At 62.2% G+C, this 14965-nt stretch carries 14 protein-coding genes; 9 read left to right on the forward strand and 5 right to left on the reverse strand.

Translation table 11 applies throughout. From position 1 onward, the window contains the following. Window positions 1-246: 246 nt before the first annotated feature. Window positions 247-1170: a LysR family transcriptional regulator gene (locus tag AA098_RS14835; RefSeq protein ID WP_047602692.1), complete on the reverse strand. Its 924-nt coding sequence runs from the start codon at window positions 1168-1170 to the stop codon at window positions 247-249. A 214-nt stretch (window positions 1171-1384) separates the two neighbouring features. Then, entirely contained in the window at window positions 1385-2677 is a 1293-nt protein-coding gene (locus AA098_RS14840; RefSeq protein ID WP_064614585.1) for a dicarboxylate/amino acid:cation symporter, read from the reverse strand. A 488-nt stretch (window positions 2678-3165) separates the two neighbouring features. Here AA098_RS14840 and AA098_RS14845 point away from each other — a divergent pair, with 488 nt between their 5' ends. From AA098_RS14845 to AA098_RS14885, 9 genes are all read left to right on the forward strand, one after another. Next, on the forward strand, window positions 3166-3696 hold the full coding sequence (locus tag AA098_RS14845; protein ID WP_047602690.1) for a thiamine pyrophosphate-binding protein: 531 nt from the start codon (window positions 3166-3168) through the stop codon (window positions 3694-3696). Continuing rightward, window positions 3684-4280 (forward strand): thiamine pyrophosphate-dependent enzyme, encoded by a 597-nt coding sequence (locus AA098_RS14850; RefSeq protein WP_064614586.1) that lies wholly within the window; start codon window positions 3684-3686, stop codon window positions 4278-4280. Before AA098_RS14845 ends, AA098_RS14850 begins: the two co-directional genes overlap by 13 nt. A 71-nt stretch (window positions 4281-4351) precedes the next feature. Further along, window positions 4352-5515, forward strand: a complete 1164-nt coding sequence (locus AA098_RS14855; RefSeq protein WP_064614587.1) for an acyl-CoA dehydrogenase family protein — start codon at window positions 4352-4354, stop codon at window positions 5513-5515. A 55-nt stretch (window positions 5516-5570) separates the two neighbouring features. Continuing rightward, window positions 5571-6767: a CaiB/BaiF CoA-transferase family protein gene (locus tag AA098_RS14860; protein ID WP_060545542.1), complete on the forward strand. Its 1197-nt coding sequence runs from the start codon at window positions 5571-5573 to the stop codon at window positions 6765-6767. A gap of 51 nt (window positions 6768-6818) precedes the next feature. Beyond that, complete coding sequence (locus AA098_RS14865) at window positions 6819-7568, forward strand: electron transfer flavoprotein subunit beta/FixA family protein (protein ID WP_064614589.1); 750 nt, start codon at window positions 6819-6821, stop codon at window positions 7566-7568. After that, window positions 7568-8497: an electron transfer flavoprotein subunit alpha/FixB family protein gene (locus tag AA098_RS14870; protein ID WP_064614594.1), complete on the forward strand. Its 930-nt coding sequence runs from the start codon at window positions 7568-7570 to the stop codon at window positions 8495-8497. Before AA098_RS14865 ends, AA098_RS14870 begins: the two co-directional genes overlap by 1 nt. Before the next feature lie 13 nt (window positions 8498-8510). Continuing rightward, window positions 8511-9353, forward strand: coding sequence for a MaoC family dehydratase N-terminal domain-containing protein (locus tag AA098_RS14875; RefSeq protein ID WP_064614595.1), 843 nt, complete (start codon window positions 8511-8513; stop codon window positions 9351-9353). Beyond that, the gene (locus AA098_RS14880; protein WP_064614596.1) at window positions 9350-10165 is read left to right on the forward strand and encodes a CoA ester lyase; all 816 of its coding nucleotides are present in this window, start codon (window positions 9350-9352) and stop codon (window positions 10163-10165) included. The genes AA098_RS14875 and AA098_RS14880 overlap by 4 nt, the downstream gene beginning before the upstream one ends. 184 nt (window positions 10166-10349) lie before the next feature. Further along, window positions 10350-10928 (forward strand): TetR/AcrR family transcriptional regulator, encoded by a 579-nt coding sequence (locus AA098_RS14885; RefSeq protein ID WP_064614597.1) that lies wholly within the window; start codon window positions 10350-10352, stop codon window positions 10926-10928. Window positions 10929-11003: 75 nt separating this feature from the next. On the opposite strand, the gene AA098_RS14890 is transcribed toward AA098_RS14885, so the two are convergent. The 3 genes from AA098_RS14890 to AA098_RS14900 all read right to left on the reverse strand — a co-directional run bounded on the left by AA098_RS14890 (window position 11004) and on the right by AA098_RS14900 (window position 14907). Beyond that, window positions 11004-12047: a hydroxyacid dehydrogenase gene (locus AA098_RS14890; RefSeq protein ID WP_064614598.1), complete on the reverse strand. Its 1044-nt coding sequence runs from the start codon at window positions 12045-12047 to the stop codon at window positions 11004-11006. A 12-nt stretch (window positions 12048-12059) separates the two neighbouring features. After that, window positions 12060-13415, reverse strand: coding sequence for an MFS family transporter (locus AA098_RS14895; RefSeq protein ID WP_098090422.1), 1356 nt, complete (start codon window positions 13413-13415; stop codon window positions 12060-12062). Between the two features lie 379 nt (window positions 13416-13794). Beyond that, window positions 13795-14907, reverse strand: coding sequence for an MFS transporter (locus AA098_RS14900; protein WP_060545555.1), 1113 nt, complete (start codon window positions 14905-14907; stop codon window positions 13795-13797). Between the last annotated feature and the right edge of the window lie 58 nt (window positions 14908-14965).

Genomic DNA, 14965 nt, shown 5'->3' on the forward strand with positions numbered 1-14965 from the left:
AAGGCAGGAACGACAGCGTCGGTTTACGTTCGATTGATCGGTTTGGAGTCGCGATGGGAAAAAGCGGGCGGCAAAACGCGAGGCGATGAAACGCGCATCATGGGGGGTACCTTCTGGGATCTATTATTTTACAAGTCAGCGAAAGCGCACTGACTTTTATTCCCGAGCAAAGCTACGCCCTCACCTGGATAGCGGCCAGACCCGCTCCCCTCTAGCAGTTATGCCTCAATTGAATAGCTGGCTGCGTCAGAGCATATGCCCAGCCCAGATACCTTCGGCCACCAGCTCCGAGGCAATGTCGACGAAAGTCTGGCCGACATAGCGGGTAGCCGGGCTCACCTGGCGATCGGCCGGCAGCACCAGCACCAGTTTTCGCATGGGCGTAGGGTCTACCAGCGGTGCCGCGCATAGCGTGCCGTCGTTCAAGCGCGAGTAGATCGAGGCCAAGGGCAACGCGGTGTAACCAAAGCCATTGCGCACAAGGTCGATCATCGCGCCGAATGAATCCGCCTCGACGCTAGTGGTGATCTTGAAGCCGCGCTCCAGGGCACATTGGTCCATGATCTTGCGCAGTCCATGGCGGGGGCTGGGCAAGACCATCGGTTCACTGGCCAGCTGGGCGAAAGGGATCGCCGTGTCGAGGGTCAGCCCCGAATCGGGAGGGCCCACCAACACGAGGTTTTCCATCATCACCGGTTCGATGCGCAGGGTATGCAGCGGCTGCGGATCGTAGGAGATGGCCAATTCCAGTTCGCCCCGCTGTAACCAGTCCAGCAGATAGCCGCTGAAGGCTGATGAAAAGCGGATGGAGAGGTCCGGGTGGGTATCGCAGATGCGCTTGACCAGCGGCACGGTGACGATCTCGGCGATCGTCGGCGTGGTACCGATGGCGACCATGCCGCGAAAGGCCGCGCGCCCGCCAGCGACCGAAGTACGAATAGACTCCAGCTCGTTCATGATGCGGGTGGCCCGCTCAAGCACCTCGAGCCCCGCCGCGGTGATTTCCATCCCACGGCCATGGCGCTCGAACAGGTAAACGCCCAGCTCCTTTTCCAACTGCCGAATCTGCCGGCTCAACGCCGGTTGCGCGACATGCAGCCGGTCCGACGCCTTGCTCAAGCTGCCCAGCTCAGCCACGTGGATCAGGGTTTTGAGTTGCGTTACGTCCATCGGTCAACCACTGGCAAGGAAAGGAGCGCCTCTGAAACGGCGTGTTTGACAGTCTAAAGACAGCCTCGGGCGCCAGCTATAGAATTTGAGCATAGCAGCTAGAACCCCATGCTAACCCCTCGGGCTGGCCACACACGTGTGGCCGCACGGATGAATGCCCTGTTCCACCCGCTGCAATCGCCCGCAGGCCTCCAGTGTCAGCCAAGCGCCGACCTCAAGCTGTTGAACGCTCTACTTCCGGGTCAGTGGCGCGTGGGCTCGCCGGCTGTGCGTCCGGTTCCTGCAGTTCCCCTTCCCACTTGGCCACTACCGCAGTGGCGATCGAGTTACCCACGGCATTGGTGGCCGAACGCCCCATGTAGAGGAAGGTGTCGATCCCAAGGATCAACAGCAGCCCCGCTTCAGGAATATCGAACTGCACCAGGGTTGCGGCAATCACTACCAACGATGCCCGAGGCACCCCGGCGAGCCCCTTGGAGGTCAGCATCAAGGTCAGCAGCATGAGGATTTGCGTGCCGAGGGTCATCTCGATTCCGTACGCCTGGGCAATGAACAGCACGGCAAAGGTGCAGTACATCATCGAGCCGTCGAGGTTGAAGGAGTAACCCATGGGCATCACGAAGCTGGAAATCTTGCGGCTGACCCCAAAGCGGTCCAGCGCCGCGAGGAGTTTCGGATAGGCCGATTCGGAACTGGCTGTGGCGAACGCCAGCAGAAACGCCTCCTTGATGAGTGCCAGCAAGGCGAACACCCGCCGGCCCAGGAACATCGCCCCGGCCAGCACCAGCAACACCCACAATAAGACCAAGCCCAGATAGAAGTCGCGCATGAACACGGCGAACGTGGCCAGGATCGACAAGCCATTGACTGCCACCGTGGCAGCCATGGCCGCCATGACAGCCAAGGGCGCCAGCTTCATGACGTAGCCAGTGATCAGCAGCATGGCCTGCGCCAGTTCATCGGTCAGGCGTACCAGGCCCTTGGCTTTTTCCCCCAGCGCCGCCAGGGCGACCCCAAAGAACAGTGAGAACACCACGATTTGCAGGATCTCGTTGTTGGCCAAGGCCTCGGCGAACGACCTGGGTACCAAGTGGGTGACAAAGGCCTTGAGGGTAAAGGCCGAGGTCTGCAGCGAAGTGGTTTCACTGACGTCCGGCAAGGGCAGCGCCAGATGCAGCCCCGGCTGCAGGATATTGGCCATCATCAGACCGACCGCCAGCGACAGCAGCGAGGCCGTCAAGAACCATATCATGGCCTTGCCGAACACCCGGCCTACTGCACCGGCATCGCCCATGTGAGCGATGCCCACCACCAGGGTGGAAAACACCAGAGGCCCGATCAGCATCTTGATTAGCCTCAGGAACACGTCCGAGATCACCGAAATGTAACCGGCAGTATGGGCAGCAGCGGCTTTGTCCGGGCTGGTGAGAAAAATGACGTAGCCGATCACCACGCCGAGGAACATGGCCAGCAGTATCCAGCCCGCCAACGGTAATTTGAGTCTCATTGAGCACCTGTATTCAAGCAATAGGATCCGTCACCGCCTGAGCAGTGCATTACGGAACGAAGTAGGACAGTGCAAGGTGCCGGAACCGGCAGGGCGAGGATGGCGAATCGGCCAATGGCGGCTCAGCAGTGAGCCACCCGGCGAGTGTGCGCAGGTAACGAAGCATCATGGACAACCCTCGATCTTATTGTTGTTTTGATTCGACAGCGGCACGGCCGCAACCGAGTGGACAACCTAACGTCTTCGCCTGCGGCCCATAAGCACTGCATGTGTCTATCAGCTATGCCCGCTTTCTATAGAGGCAACCTCTCCTGCGCGAGCCATGCCTGACTTTATGCGGCAGCTGGTCGCGCCGAACGCTGACCCGCCATCCCACGGGCCAACCTATGCCGACCCGGCATATCTCAAAGAAAAAAACGGTAGTCGTCGTGCACAGCAACTCCCCCCATCATGTGGAAAAACAAAAGCAGCACTGCCGGGAGATACCCATGTCATCGCAAGAAGCTGAACAGAACTGGCAAGAGGACGTGTTCCGTGTCCTTAAGGCCCACGACGTCAAACACGTCGTGTTCGTCCCGGATGCCGGCCACTCGGCAGCCATCCGCATGTCCTACGCCGACCCTGATATCAAGGCCGTTGTGCTCACCACCGAAGAAGAAGGCATCGGTTACCTGGCCGGCGCCTGGCTGGGCGGAGAGCGCGGTGCTCTGCTGATGCAGTCAAGCGGCGTCGGTAACTGCATCAACACCCTTGCCCTGCAGAACTGCGCCGGTTTTCCACTCTTGATGGTGGTGACCATGCGCGGCGACTGGGCGGAGTTCAATGCCTGGCAGAACCCCATGGGCCAAGCCACCGAAGCCTCTCTAAACCTGATGAAGGTGATGACTTGGCGCGCTGACAAGCCTGAGGATGTGGCGCCCCTTCTCCATGGTGCCGCCACCATGGCCTTCAATGGCGATGCCGCCACTGCCCTGCTGCTTGGCCAGCGTCTGATCGGAGAAAAGAAATGGGTCAAGTAAGCGCCAACCACGTGCTCTGCCGCCGTGAAGTCGTCCGTACCCTGCTCGCCGATCGCAACGATGTGCTTGTGGTCACAGGCCTAGGCTCGGCCTCCTATGATGTGATGGCCGCGGGCGATCACGACAACAACTACTACCTCTGGGCCGCCATGGGCAGCGCCATCACCGTGGGTCTGGGCCTTGCCAATGCCCAGCCAGACAAAAGCGTGGTGGTGGTCACCGGTGACGGCGAACTGCTGATGGGCTTTGGTGCCCTGGCCACGGTTGCTCTGCAGCAACCCAAGAACCTGACCATTGTGGTGCTGGATAACGGCCACTTCGGTGAGACCGGCATGCAGGTCAGCCACGCCGGGTTCGGCATCCAGTTGGACCAGGTCGCCGAGACCTGCGGTTTTTCCTGGGCTCAGGAAATTCGTGAAATGGACGGCGTGCATGCCTTGCGCGAGCGTTTCGCCACCCGTGATGGCGTCAAGCTGGCGACGGTGAAGATCAAGGCCGAGAACCCGCCCCGCGTATTGCCGCCGCGCGATGGCCATTACATCAAAAACCGCTTCCGCGCTGCCCTGGGCTTCCAGCCCATCTGACCGTGTTAAAGGGCCGGCCGGCGGCCGAACCACGATGACGCTGCCGGCCCGGTCCACCTTGGAGAATGATGATGAACGACAACAACAACGAAGAACTCAACGCCATTCGTGAGGGTGTGCGTGCCCTGTGTGGCGACTTCCCCGCCGAGTACTGGCGCAAGATCGACGAGGAAAAGGGCTTCCCTGAAGCCTTCGTCAAGGCCATGACCGACGAGGGTTGGCTGTCGGCGATGATTCCCGAGGAGTTCGGCGGTTCCGGCCTGGGCCTGGCCGAGGCTTCTGTAATTCTCGAAGAGGTCAATGCCTGCGGCGGCAACTCCGGCACCATCCACGGCCAGATGTACAACATGTTCACCTTGCTGCGTAACGGCAGCGACGAGCAGAAGCGCTATTACCTGCCCAAACTGGCCAGCGGCGAACTGCGCCTGCAATCGATGGCCGTGACCGAGCCGTCCACCGGCACCGACACCACCAAGATCAAGACCACCGCAGTTCGCCAGGGCGACAAGTATGTGGTCAATGGTCAGAAGGTGTGGATCTCGCGTGTGCAGCACTCCGATCTGATGATCCTGCTTGCACGCACCACCCCGCTCGCCGAGGTAACGAAAAAGGTCGATGGCATGTCGATTTTCCTGGTCGACTTGCGCGAGGCCATCGGCAACGGCCTGACCGTGCAGCCGATCGCCAACCTGGTGAACCACGAGACCAACGAGCTGTTCTTCGACAACCTGGAAATCCCAGCCAGTAGTTTGATTGGTGAAGAAGGCAAGGGCTTCCGCTACATCCTCGACGGCCTCAACGCAGAGCGCACCCTGATTGCCGCCGAATGCATCGGCGATGGCCGCTGGTTTGTCGAGAAAGCCAGCCAGTACGCCCGTGACCGTGAGGTGTTCGGCCGGCCGATCGGCAAGAACCAGGGCGTGCAGTTCCCCATCGCTGAAGCCCACATCGAGATCGAAGCCGCCGACCTGATGCGCTGGCGCGCCTGTGCCGAATACGACAGCGGGCGCAACGCCGGGGCAGCCGCCAACATGGCCAAGTACCTCGCCGCCAAGGCCAGCTGGGAGGCGGCCAACGCCTGCCTGCAGACCCACGGCGGCTTCGGCTTTGCCAACGAATACGACGTCGAGCGCAAGTTCCGCGAAACCCGTCTGTACCAGGTCGCGCCGATCTCGACCAACCTGATCCTGTCCTACGTGGCCGAACACCTCCTGGAGTTGCCACGTTCGTTCTGATCCGGACCGCCCCCGTTAACCACGGGGGCCTGCCATAACAAGAGAGACAACCAGCATGAGCCAGCCCATCCGCCCCCTTGACGGCATTACCGTCATCAGCCTCGAACACGCGATCGCGGCGCCCTTCTGCACCCGCCAGTTGGCCGACCTGGGCGCCCGGGTCATCAAGGTGGAGCGCCCCGGCAGTGGCGACTTCGCCCGGGGCTACGACCAGCGGGTCAACGGTCTGGCATCGCATTTCGTGTGGACCAACCGGTCGAAAGAAAGTCTCGCCCTGGACCTCAAGCAGGAAATCGCTGGCGATATTCTTGACCAACTGCTAGAGCAGGCCGATGTGTTGGTGCAGAACCTGGCACCGGGTGCGGCCGCACGCCTGGGACTGAGCTTCGAGGCGCTGCACGCGCGATTCCCACGGCTGATCGTCTGCGATATCTCCGGCTATGGCGCGGGCGGCCCTTATGAACAGAAAAAAGCCTACGACCTGCTGATCCAGAGCGAAGGCGGCTTCCTGTCGGTCACCGGTGGGCCGGGCGAAGACGGGATGGCCAAGGCCGGCAACTCGATCGCTGATATCGCCGCTGGCATGTATGCCTATACCGGTATCCTTTCGGCGGTCCTACTGCGGGAAAAGACCGGCATCGGCAGCCAAGTGGAAGTGTCCATGCTCGAGGCCTTGGTGGAGTGGATGAACTACCCGCTCTACTACGCCTACGAAGGTGCCGCACCACCGCCACGTGCCGGCGCGGCGCACGCCACCATCTATCCGTACGGCCCCTTCCCGGTGGGCGATGGCAGCACCGTCATGCTTGGCCTGCAGAACGAGCGGGAGTGGCAGCTGTTCTGCGAACAGGTGCTGCAGCAACCAGAACTGGCCAGTGACGAGCGCTTCAGTGCCAACTTCAAGCGCGTGACCAACCGCGATGCGCTGCGCGGACTGATCGTCGAGACCTTCGCTGCGCTGGACTTCGACACGGTAATCGAGCGCCTCGATGGGGCCAGCATCGCCAATGCCAAGGTCAATGACATGCAGGGTGTCTGGGCCCACCCGCAACTGCAGGCCCGGGACCGCTGGCGTCGCATCGACACCGCCGCCGGATCAGTGCCCAGCCTGCTGCCGCCGGCCACCAGCAACGCCTATGCACCGCGCATGGACCCGGTGCCCGCACTGGGCCAGCACAGCGAAGGCATCCTTGCCGAACTCGGCCTGCCCCAAGAACGTATTCAGCAACTGCGCAATTCAGGGGTCATCTGACCCCGTGTTCCTCATTCGTTGCCATTGCTCAAACACAGAGTATCCCTGCCTATGAAAGTGCTGGTCGCAATCAAACGAGTGGTCGACTACAACGTCAAGGTTCGCGTCAAGGCGGACAACTCCGGCGTCGACCTTGCTAACGTCAAGATGTCCATGAACCCCTTCTGCGAAATCGCCGTGGAAGAAGCCGTGCGCCTGAAGGAAAAAGGCGTTGCGACCGAGATCGTCGTGGTTTCCGTTGGCCCGACCACCGCCCAGGAGCAACTGCGTACCGCCCTGGCCCTGGGTACCGACCGCGCCATCCTGGTCGAAGCCGCTGACGAGCTGAATTCCCTGGCCGTGGCCAAGGCACTGAAAGCCGTTGTCGACAAGGAGCAGCCGCAGTTGGTCATCCTCGGCAAACAGGCCATCGACAGTGACAACAACCAGACCGGCCAGATGCTGGCCGCGCTGACCGGCTACGCCCAAGGCACCTTCGCCTCCAAGGTCGAAGTCGCTGGCGACAAGCTGAACGTCACCCGTGAAATCGACGGCGGCCTGCAGACCGTTTCGCTGAACCTGCCTGCCATCGTCACCACCGACCTGCGCCTGAACGAGCCACGCTACGCGTCGCTGCCGAACATCATGAAGGCCAAGAAGAAGCCGCTGGAAACTGTGACTCCAGACGCGCTGGGCGTTTCCCTCGCCTCCACCAACAAAACCCTGAAAGTTGAAGCCCCGGCAGCCCGCAGCGCTGGCATCAAGGTCAAATCGGTAGCCGAACTGGTCGAAAAGCTGAAGAACGAAGCGAAGGTGATCTGATGAGCATTCTGGTAGTTGCTGAACACGACAATCGCATCCTTGCTGGCCCTACCCTGCACACTCTGGCCGCCGCTCGCCAGATCGGCGCTGACATCGTCGTTCTCGTAGCCGGACTGGACGCAGCCGGTGTGGCGTTCGCTGCCGCGCAGTGCGCTGGGGTGACCAAAGTGCTGCTGGCTGACGATGCCGCCTACGCCCATCAGCTCCCGGAAAACGTGGCGCCCTTGGTGGCCAACCTGGGTCGCGACTTCAGCCATGTGCTGGCCCCGGCCACCAGCTACGGCAAGAACCTCCTGCCACGGGTAGCTGCGCTGCTGGATGTCGACCAGATCTCCGAGATCATTTCGGTCGAATCCGCTGACACCTTCAAGCGTCCAATCTACGCCGGTAACGCCATTGCCACCGTCCAATCCAGCGCTGCGGTAAAAGTCATCACCGTGCGCTCCACCGGTTTTGAGGCCGTGCCGGCAGAAGGCGGCAGCGCGCCAATCGAGGCCCTGGGTGGCGCTACAGATGCAGGTCTGTCGGCATTTGTCGGCGAAGAACTGGCCAAGTCCGACCGCCCCGAGCTGACCGCCGCCAAGATCGTGGTGTCGGGCGGTCGTGGCATGGGCAACGGTGAAAACTTCAGCCACCTGTATAGCCTGGCCGACAAGCTCGGCGCTGCGGTTGGTGCTTCGCGCGCGGCGGTAGACGCAGGGTTCGTGCCCAACGACATGCAGGTCGGTCAGACTGGCAAGATCGTCGCGCCGCAGTTGTACATCGCCGTGGGTATCTCCGGCGCTATTCAGCACCTGGCCGGCATGAAGGACGCCAAGGTCATTGTCGCGATCAACAAGGATGAAGAAGCACCTATCTTCCAGGTAGCTGATTACGGTTTGGTCGGCGACCTGTTCGAGATCGTACCGGCACTGACTTCGACGCTGTAAAGGACAATAAAAAATGAGTACACCTGCACCCCAAACATGGATTGGCCGTAGCGAGACTGTCCATGACTGCATCAGCCATAACCTGGTCAAGCGTATTGCTGCCACTTTGAGCGAGCCGGCACCCGCCCCTGGGGATGCCCTGCCCGCGCTCTGGCACTGGGCGTTTTTTCAGGAGCCTGTCGAAGCGGCCGGCCTGGGTGGCGACGGCCATCCGGCGCGGGGCGGTTTTCTGCCCCCGGCAGATAACCGCAACCGCATGTGGGCCGGAGGACGACTGGAGTTCATCCGCCCGCTGCGGATCGATGCTCAGGTGTCCCGCCGCTCGACCATCCTCAATGTCGAGGAGAAGCACGGGCGTACCGGCTCCCTGATGTTCGTCACCGTGCAGCATGAATATGTGCAGGACGGGCAGCGAGCACTGCTTGAAGAGCAGGACATCGTCTACCGCGAGCCCTCACCGCCCAAGCTTGGCGGCACCGAGCCGATGCCCCACGGCGATTGGAGCGAAAGCGTGCAACCAGATCCGACGCTACTGTTCCGCTACTCGGCGGTGACCTTCAACGGACATCGCATCCATTACGACTGGCCCTACGTCACTGAAACCGAGGGGTACCCGGGTCTGGTGGTCCACGGCCCACTGATCGCTACCCTGAACCTGCGTGCCTTCGTGCGCGCGAACCCGCAACTGAAGGTCCGCCGCTTCAGCTATCGCGGTGTGCGCCCGCTGATCTGCCCGGATGCGTTCCAAGTCGGCGGGCGGTTGACCGGTGACGGTAAGGCGCAGGTCTGGGCGGGTAATCAGGCCGGTCAGGCGCAGGTTGGCGAAATCGAATTCGCCCAGGGGGCACGCCCATGAACGCCGAGATCGTACGCAGCGCGCTGTTCGTGCCGGCTACCCGCCCAGAGCGCATACCCAAGGCATTGGTCAGTGGCGCAGATCGAGTCATCGTTGACCTTGAGGATGCCGTTGAAGAGGCGCTGAAGGAACAGGCGCGCGACAACCTCGAGCAGTTTCTCAGCGATCAACCCCAGGCCCGAGTGCTTGTGCGCGTCAACGCGCCGGGCCACTGGGCCCATGAGGCCGACCTGGCGCTGTGCCAGCGCCACCCCGGCGTCGTCGGCATTTTGCTGCCCAAGGCGGAAACCGTCGGCCAGATCGAACGCGCACATGCCACCGGCAAGGCGGTGTGGCCGATCATCGAAAGTGCCAAGGGCCTGGCTGCGCTGCCCCTCCTGGCGGCAGCGACAGGCGTCGACCGTCTGTCGTTCGGCAGCCTGGATCTGGGCCTGGACCTCGGGCTGAACGTCGGCAGTGCCGCCGCCGGGCAGGTACTGGACCATGCCCGCTATGCGGTGTTGCTGCACAGCCGCGTCGCCAGGCTGGCTGCGCCGCTGGACGGCGTCTTCCCTGCCATCCAGGACACCGACGGGCTGCAGCGTCAGGTGCGCTTCGCCCGGGACATGGGCTTTGCCGGCGCCCTGTGCATTCACCCTGGCCAGGTCAGCGTGATTCACGCCGCGCTCAAGCCTTCGGCTGCCGAGCTGGACTGGGCGCAGCGGGTGGTCGAACACGCTGAAACTGGCGCTGGCGTGTTCACCCTCGATGGCCAGATGGTCGACGCTCCCGTCATCCTGCGCGCCCGCGCCATGCTGCTCCAGGCCGGCTGACGCTCCCGTTATCGCCCCCGGCACCGCATACTCCTTCTGTTCTGACGCGCAGCGGCCTGCGGTACCGGGGGCATCTACCCAGAGAGGTGCCCCATGTGTCTGCTCACTGGCACACCCCGGTCCCGGCGCTACTGCAAACGCCTGCTCTGCCGGCTGCTGGGCGCACTGTCGAGGATGCCGGCCTATGCTTGAAGCCGTCCGTCCCAGCCCCTCCCCCCTGACCCAGGCTGCAACCGAACTGATGGTCGAGATGGGCTACACCGCCATGACCATGAGGAAGCTGGCCCTGCGCGTCGGTATTCTCCCCGGCAGCCTTTACCATCACGTCGATTGCAAACAGGATCTGCTGCTCAATGTGGTGCTCGACATCGTCGAGCGCCGCAAGCAGGCCTGGGCAAACCGCGCCCAACCTCAAGATCTGCATGCTTATGTGCGTTTTGCGCTGGCACGGCAAGTTGCCCTTCCCCAGGAGGAGATGATCCTTCGTCACGAAACCAGGCACCTGCACGGCCGCCACCGGCTCTGGCTGGAGCGGGCAATGGGGCAACTGGCCGAGCCACTGCACCAGGTCATCGAGCGGGGTTGCGCTATCGGTCAGTACTGCGTACGCGACACAGCCCGGGCCGCCGTTGCGCTCCTGGCGATCATCGAGAGCGCCAATAGTCTGCGGGTTGGCAATGCGGCCTTCGAGGAAGGATGGATCGAGCAGCACATCTTGCGTATGTGCAATGCCTTGCTGCAGCCCGGGCAATGCCACGGTTGACGAACTGCCTTCAAGGTGAGTGGAGAATACATGCTCTGGCGGATCAGCACCCGCCAGAGCGTACTGCAAGCGGCACTAGGTATCGCGATGGTCACTGGCCTTCAGCCGTTGCCGGAACACATCAAACGCCTGCGGGTTGACCATACGTGGCCCCGGCTCGCCGCGCAGTACCTGCAGAATCTGCTCAGCCGCCCACGCTCCCATGCGCTTGCGGGCCTCGTGGGTGACGCCTGCGGTGTGATACAGGCCGACTACGTTTTCCAGGCCGAGCAAGGGGTGATCCAATGCCGGCGGCTCCTGGTCCCAAACGTCGATTCCCGCAGCGCCAAGATGGCCGCAGGCCAACGTGTCATACAACGCGGCCTCGTCATGCAAGCCTCCACGTGCGGTATTGATGAACACAGCCCCTTTGCGCATTGCCGCGAAAGCCGACGCGTTCATGAGGTTCAAGGTCGAAGCCAGACGCGGGCAATGCATCGAGACGACATCACTGTGCTGCAACAGGCTCTGCAACGTGCAACTGGCAGCGCCCCGCTGGCCGATCTGTTCCGCGCTCAGCAGGGGATCCTGGGCAAGCACCTGCATGCCCAGGGCCTGGGCTATGCGTGCGACACGTGTACCAATTTCACCGATACCGACCAGCCCCAAGGTCTTACCGCACAGCTCGCTACCCATCAAGTCTTCACGAGAAAACCCGCGTTCCCGGCGCAAGCGCCGGTCCGATTCGCTGATACGCCGCGCGCAATCGAGCATCAGCCCAACCGTGGCCTCGGCCACCGATTGGGCGTTGGCGCCAGACTGGTTGACGACCAGGACACCTGCGCGGGTGCAGGCTTCGACATCTACTGTGTCGAAACCGGCGCCATTGGTCGAGACACACAGCAGGTCAGGCAACTGGCAAAGCAGCGCCTCGGTCACACACCACTGTCGCGGGAGTTCGTCCCGCGCCGAGGGCACCTGGTACACCTGGCAGCTGCGCAACGCCTGCAGGATGACGGCAGGCGGCTGGTCACGGGCAACGGTTTGCAGCACGACATCGGGCGAAGCTTCGAGGATCTGGGCCATCACCGGGTGATACCAGACGTCGAAGCGCACGATCTTCTTCCTTTCAGCAATCATGCTCGCCTTGCCTCAGTGGCTGGGGTGGGTGGGCAGCGCTTTACGGCCCATGAACTTGCGTACGCCGATGTTCGCTTCGACCTTGCCGTCGCCATCGAGATAACCGTGTTTGCCAAGGTCTGGCATCAGCAGGGCCGACACCAGGGTGATGGCGCCGATGACCGCCACGTACAGGTAAAAGTACTGCTCCATCCCCAAGGACCGGAAGGTCAGCGCCACGTACTCGGCCGATCCGCCGAACATTGCGGCCCCCACGGCGTACGGCAGCCCTACACCCAGGGCGCGCACGGTCGGCGGATAGAAGTCGGCCTTGAGTACACCGGTGACCGGGGTATAGAAGGCTGCGATAAGCAACCCGGCGAGCACGAGCCCAAACGCGGCAAGCGGGTCCTGCACTGTCTTGATCGCGGACAGCAACGGGATAACCAGGAAGGTGGACAGCAGGCCGAACAAGATCATGTTGCGGCGCACGCCGATTTTGTCTGCGAGCAGGCCGAACACCGGCTGCACCAGCATGAAGATCACCAGTGCAGAAGCCATGATGATGCTCACAGTGGGGGCCGGGATACCGACACTCACTACCAGGAACTTCTGCATGTACGCGGTAAAGGTATAGAAGTACAGCGAGCAGCCGATGGTGATGGTAAAGGTCAGCAAAACCGCGCGCCGGTGCTGCATCAGGCCTCGGAGCGAGCCGGACTCCTTGCTCTTCATGCCCGCTTCAGTGGCTGTCTCGCGCATGGTGCGGCGCAGGATGACCACCACGATCGAAGCCAGCGCGCCGATCAGGAACGGTACCCGCCAGCCCCAGGCCTTCAGGTCCTGTTCCGACAGCACCAGTTGCAGTACCGCAACCGTCAGCAGCGCCAGCAGTTGCCCGGCGATGATCGTCATGTACTGGAACGAGCCGTAGAACGAGCGCCGCCCGGCGCGGGATACCTCGCTGATGTAGGTGGCGCCGGTGCCGTACTCGGCGCCTACCGACAACCCTTGCATCAGCCGCGCGATCACCAGCAGCACCGGCGCTGCCACACCCACCGTGGCATACGTGGGCATGACCGCGATCATCAACGAGCCGCCGCACATCATGAACACTGAGATGATCATCGAGATCTTGCGCCCTCGGGTATCGGCGATGTAGCCGAAAATCCAGCCACCCAGTGGACGCATGAAGAAACCGACAGCGAAGATACCGGCCGTGGCCAGCAGTTGGCTGGTCTGGTCGCCAGCTGGGAAGAACAGTGATGCGAAGTAGATCGACGTGTAGGCGTAGATGAAGAAGTCGTACCATTCCACCAAGTTGCCGGAACACACACCCACAATTGCGGTTGTGCGCTCTTTGCGCGTCAACGGACGTGCCGTGCTCATGTCTGCATTCATGATCGCTTACCCTTGTTGTTATTGTTTTTGCCAACTCGGGTACAGCTTTGCATAGCGTCATTTTGGGGGAAGAGGTGCCACAGGTCTAACAGCTATGCCTGCCAGGCATGGCTGTCTAGAACGGGCTTTCTGGGCGTTTCTGCTGTAGATAGCGGCAGACCTCTTCTGCTGCCCGGCTCAGGCAGCCTTTGAAAATGTGCCGGGGGCTGCCGCCCAACATTGGTTGCGGATGGCTGACGATAGCCACCCCCCTTCGGTGAGGTTGATGGATGATCGAGCAGCAGGTGGAGCTTACCCACCGGCCCATCGATTAGCAGCCCTTCACGGTCCAATTGTGACATTGCAATTGTCTCCTCGGTGGCTGCGCTCAAAGGGGCCGGGCCGGCAGTGACCGCATGACCAGCAGCACTAGCACGACATTGACGGCGGCCAAGGCAGCGAGCGTTGCCAGCACCCCCATGGCGCCAAAGTGCTGAAGCAGGTAGCCACCGACCAGCGGCGTCAGCGCCTGACCGATGAGCGAAGGCCGCGACATCTTGCCCATCAGCGCCACATACTGCGCCGGCGGCATCAGCGCAAGGGGCAGCAAACCCCGGACGATGGCCCGCAGGCCGTTGCCGCAGCCGTAGAGCAATAACCCCAGTGCCGTTGCGCCAGGTGCCAGGGCAACCAGTGCCACGCCCACGGCCACTAGCACTGAAGACACTAATGCGGTCCAGATCGGGTGACGTTTGCGGGCGACTATCTGCAGCACGCGCGAAGCGACTTGGCTGGGCCCCAATAGCGCACTCAGGGCGATTGCCGTAGCCAGACTGTGGCCCAACCCCTGCAGCACTGCCACCAGTTGCACCGAAACTGCTGTCATGATGATCGCGCCGATCGCAAAGATCCACATGAGCAACAAGTACAGACGTCGGTCGACGCTGACATCGGTCGCCGCCGCCACAGGCTTGCTTGTGGCCCCGTGCGGGCCCGCAGGCAGTACCCAGAGGTACAGCGGCGCGACCACGACAATCAGCATCAGCGCATAAGCGGTACAGGTAACTCGCCAGCCGAACTGCTCGATGGCGAACGCCACCAGCGGCCAAGTGATGGTGGTGGCAAAACCAGAGATCAAGGTGATGCCAGTGATCGCGCTGCCCGCCCGCTCGGCGTACAAGGCGCCGAGAGTGGCAAACAGGGCTTCGTAAAGACCAATGGCCATGCCGACGCCAATGACGACCCAGGCCAGCAGAAACACTTGCAGGCTGTTAGCGTTGCCGACGATCAACAGCCCCGCCCCGACCACGATTCCGCTCGCGGCCATCTGCAGGCGACCACCGTAGCGAACCACCAGGCGGCTGGCCAGCGGCGCAAGCAGTGCGGACACCATTAAGCTGAGCGACAGCGCTCCATAGACCCAGTGGCCATCCCAGCCGGTCTCGCGCAGGATGGGCTCACCCATCACCGCCAAAATAAAGAAGGACCCACCCCAGACCATGATCTGGAGTACCCCCAGGCAAAAGATGCCGACGGGTCCGGGGAGACGTAGAGCAGCG

This window comes from Pseudomonas sp. JY-Q, assembly GCF_001655295.1.
Lineage (GTDB): Bacteria > Pseudomonadota > Gammaproteobacteria > Pseudomonadales > Pseudomonadaceae > Aquipseudomonas > Aquipseudomonas alloputida.

Coding starts and splice junctions, on each gene's coding strand:
- AA098_RS14835 (WP_047602692.1), bottom strand. CDS start 1,170: ATGGACGTAACGCAACTCAAAACCCTGATCCACGTGGCTGAGCTGGGC.
- AA098_RS14840 (WP_064614585.1), bottom strand. CDS start 2,677: ATGAGACTCAAATTACCGTTGGCGGGCTGGATACTGCTGGCCATGTTC.
- AA098_RS14845 (WP_047602690.1), top strand. CDS start 3,166: ATGTCATCGCAAGAAGCTGAACAGAACTGGCAAGAGGACGTGTTCCGT.
- AA098_RS14850 (WP_064614586.1), top strand. CDS start 3,684: ATGGGTCAAGTAAGCGCCAACCACGTGCTCTGCCGCCGTGAAGTCGTC.
- AA098_RS14855 (WP_064614587.1), top strand. CDS start 4,352: ATGAACGACAACAACAACGAAGAACTCAACGCCATTCGTGAGGGTGTG.
- AA098_RS14860 (WP_060545542.1), top strand. CDS start 5,571: ATGAGCCAGCCCATCCGCCCCCTTGACGGCATTACCGTCATCAGCCTC.
- AA098_RS14865 (WP_064614589.1), top strand. CDS start 6,819: ATGAAAGTGCTGGTCGCAATCAAACGAGTGGTCGACTACAACGTCAAG.
- AA098_RS14870 (WP_064614594.1), top strand. CDS start 7,568: ATGAGCATTCTGGTAGTTGCTGAACACGACAATCGCATCCTTGCTGGC.
- AA098_RS14875 (WP_064614595.1), top strand. CDS start 8,511: ATGAGTACACCTGCACCCCAAACATGGATTGGCCGTAGCGAGACTGTC.
- AA098_RS14880 (WP_064614596.1), top strand. CDS start 9,350: ATGAACGCCGAGATCGTACGCAGCGCGCTGTTCGTGCCGGCTACCCGC.
- AA098_RS14885 (WP_064614597.1), top strand. CDS start 10,350: ATGCTTGAAGCCGTCCGTCCCAGCCCCTCCCCCCTGACCCAGGCTGCA.
- AA098_RS14890 (WP_064614598.1), bottom strand. CDS start 12,047: ATGATTGCTGAAAGGAAGAAGATCGTGCGCTTCGACGTCTGGTATCAC.
- AA098_RS14895 (WP_098090422.1), bottom strand. CDS start 13,415: ATGAGCACGGCACGTCCGTTGACGCGCAAAGAGCGCACAACCGCAATT.
- AA098_RS14900 (WP_060545555.1), bottom strand. CDS start 14,907: ATGGTCTGGGGTGGGTCCTTCTTTATTTTGGCGGTGATGGGTGAGCCC.